This is a genomic window from uncultured Gimesia sp., from assembly GCF_937919775.1.
In the GTDB taxonomy this organism is placed as follows: domain Bacteria; phylum Planctomycetota; class Planctomycetia; order Planctomycetales; family Planctomycetaceae; genus Gimesia.
The window spans coordinates 1-3,094 of the sequence record NZ_CALFPF010000458.1; the positions used below are offsets into that span (position 1 = coordinate 1).

Annotated in this window: 1 protein-coding gene and 2 pseudogenes; all 3 read right to left on the minus strand. The window is 52.5% G+C overall.

Annotated features, from left to right (window positions below):
- Positions 1–1,349: pseudogene (locus tag Q0294_RS13020) on the minus strand (heme-binding protein); the annotation flags it as partial.
- Positions 1,350–1,609: 260 nt separating this feature from the next.
- On the minus strand, positions 1,610–2,326 hold the full coding sequence (locus Q0294_RS13025; protein WP_299465943.1) for a DUF1080 domain-containing protein: 717 nt from the start codon (positions 2,324–2,326) through the stop codon (positions 1,610–1,612).
- A 360-nt stretch (positions 2,327–2,686) separates the two neighbouring features.
- Positions 2,687–3,094 (minus strand): annotated as a pseudogene (locus Q0294_RS13030) (N-acetylgalactosamine 6-sulfate sulfatase); the annotation flags it as partial.

Consider the following 3,094-nt stretch of genomic DNA (forward strand, 5'->3'; position numbering starts at 1 on the left):
ACCTTGTTATCATCGAGGCGACCTAAACCATTTAAAATAATCTGTAAGGTTCGCTGCAATATCAGCTGCTGTGTCAGATCAAGGCTGGCGTCATCGATGTTAATGACGGCGGATAACAGTTTAGCCTGCATGGCAGTGTCCACTTCCGGAGTCTGCTCGTTACGGTGTTGTGGACAGACGCCAGTGACACGGGCCAATGCCAATAATGCTTCGACCTGCCTGGCAGGATCGGCTTCGGTTAATGCTTTTTCTGCCCAGGTATCAGTGGGTTGATGCTCAATCGCAGTGCGTGCGGCAAATCGGATGAAGCGGTCTTTGTCGGCGAGGTATGGCCAGGCGACTTCAATTGCTTTGGGATCCTGCTTGCCGTGAAAGGCTTCGAGGGCGTGCCGTGTTTGACGCGCTTTATTCACGGTTGGTTCTGCCTGTACTGGTTCGGTCGATTCGTCACCGACATACGTGACCCGGTAAAGACCGGATTGCACCCGGCGCCCGCCGATAGTGAAATACATGGCGCCATCCTGCGGATGTATGATGGCGTCGGTGATGGGGAGTGGAGCGCCTGTCACGAATTCTTCTTTGGTTGCGGAATAGGAAGAACCTTCCGGTTTCAGGTGAATGGCGTAGAGTTTGCCCCAGCTCCAGTCGAGCGCGTACAGGGCGTTCTGGTATTTCGCAGGAAACTTCGCGCCGTAACCGAAGGTCATGCCTGTCGGAGAACCGGGGCCGATATCCAGGATGCCTGGCAGGTTGTCGGCATAAAAGGGAGGGCGTTTTCCGGCCCCGTTGCGCCAGCCGAATTCTGCGCCGCTGGTGACGTGACAGATCCGGGTGGGGCGATACCAGGGGGTGTTGAAATCGTATTCCATATCGGCGTCGAAGGTAAACAGCTCGCCGTCGCGGCTGACGGCGGCGTCGAATATATTTCGGAATCCCGAAGCATAGGCTTCGAATTTCTGACCATCAGGAGAAACACGGTAGATAATACCACCGGGGGCCAGTACGCCTTGATTGTGACCTCGGCCATCCGGCATGCTGGGCAGCAGATGATCTTCTCCCCAGACCTGGCGAACAGGAGAGCTGTCGGCCAGTACGGGGGGAATCGTATTATTACCGGTCACCAGATAAAAGGCTTCACCATCCGGAGTGGGCATCAGAGCGTGTACGCCGTGATCGCTGTGTGATTCGACTTCATGCAGTAATTCGACCAGATCCAGCTGATCGTCGCCATTGCTATCGGAAATACGGTAGAGTCCTGAGGCGATTTTTTGTTCGTAGTCGTTGACTCCCACATAGAGTGCCCCCTTAGACCAGAGCATCCCGTTGACGCCACGAATCTCGGCGGGCACTTTCTCTACGTCTTCAGGCTTTACCAGTTCTCCGGCGGGAGGGGCAGTGATGCGATACAGTCCGCCGTACTGATCACTGACCAGCAGGCGCCCTTTATCGTCAGTGCAGAGGTTAACCCACGATCCCTGGTCCTGAGCGGGGACTGAGTAGAGCAGTTCAACCTTGAATCCTTTCGCGGCTGAAATGCGGTCGATGGGAGTGGCTTTGTTGCCACCAACGGCGGCTCCCAGCTCTTTTTCAGGAGCGGGTTTTTCAGGTTTTACTTTTTTTTTTGAGGTTTCAGTTCTTTGATTTTAACGTTACGCCAGCTGACCTGTTTGCCGACTTTTTCAGGATCATTGCCTACACCGTGCACCTGCAGGGCGATGAAACCTTCGGACGTCATGTCATCTTTGAGGTCTGCTGCCAGCACGCCATTGATCCAGGTTTTGATCGAGTCACCACGGCAGACGATGCGATAATGATTCCACTCGTTCTGCTTGAAAGCTTTCTGGGCGGCTTTGTTGTCAGCAAGGTTGTTCAACCAGCCACGGCGGCCTTCATCGTAAATGCCACCCGACCAGGCGCGATCAGAGGGATCGATTTCGACCTGATATCCGTGAACGCGACCGGCGGCGATTTTGATTTTCTTTTCCTTGCCATCCGCGTCTTTGGTTTCGAGGGTTTTGTCTTCATCAAACACGTTGCTGCGGATCTGAATGCCCGAATTCAACAGTGGGTCGACTTTGAAGTCCACCTGCAGTTCGAAGTCGCCGTACATCTTTTCGGTGCAGAGAAAACTGTTCGGAGTTTTAGGGATTGAGGTTCCTACGATGGTGTTCTCAACAATATCGTATTTGGCTTTACCGCCATGCTGAACCCAGCCATCAAGAGTCTTGCCATCGAACAGAGGTGTGAAGCCTTTATCGTCGGCATATGTGGTCACGGTAAACAGCAAAGCGAGGCAGATCGCAGAGAGCGTTGAGTATCGTTTCATAACGTATCCATCGGGTTATCAGGAATAAAGGTGACTGGCTACTTACATCTTTGACCTGCCAGTCGGTGCAGGAATCGAGAACTTCAGTGGGGTAGACCATCACTGTTTTTCTCAAGCATTGGTGCTTGAAGTCAGAGACATCATTTCTGATGAGAAACCATGTCGCGGTAACAGAAATTTCGATGGTCAGAGTCCATTATGACCACCTCAAGAGGATGATACCAGTCAAAACAGAACGTTTTTGGCTGGTTTGAGGCTGTTCATGAGCTTACGGAAATGAGTCTCTCATTGGGGGTTGTGTGCGTTCTGTGACAGATTTTGGAAAAGACTGAATCGTGTTCTGTGATGGCGCTCTGGCGTTTATTCAATCCGATTGAGAATCAGCAGCCGAAAGTCCATGACCTGACTTCCGGGGATCTCCAAAGCACGCAGGGTTAATAAACCTGTCCCTTTCGGTAAGGTGATCTTACCCAGGACCATCGGTTTGAAATCTTTGACGAGTGACTCTGATCGTGGGGCGCGGTCTTGCGCTGCGCCTTCCAGTGGTGGGTCGTGAGCCTGGGAAATCGATCCCTGCAGTTTACTGTCCTGGAAGCTCAGTTCCACGGTAGAGCCGATATCGGCTTGAGGACAGGTATAATACAAAATCGCTTCGTATACGCCGGCTTCGACGACGTCCGCATTCCAGGTGATGCTGTCTTTAGTGTTAGTCCAGTGATAAAAGTAGGAGCAGTTGGGATGCCTGGAAGAGCGCTTGATATCACCATG

Bases quoted from the DNA above. Each gene is read 5' to 3' on its own strand.
- Q0294_RS13025 (WP_299465943.1), bottom strand. From the start codon at position 2,326: ATGAAACGATACTCAACGCTCTCTGCGATCTGCCTCGCTTTGCTGTTT.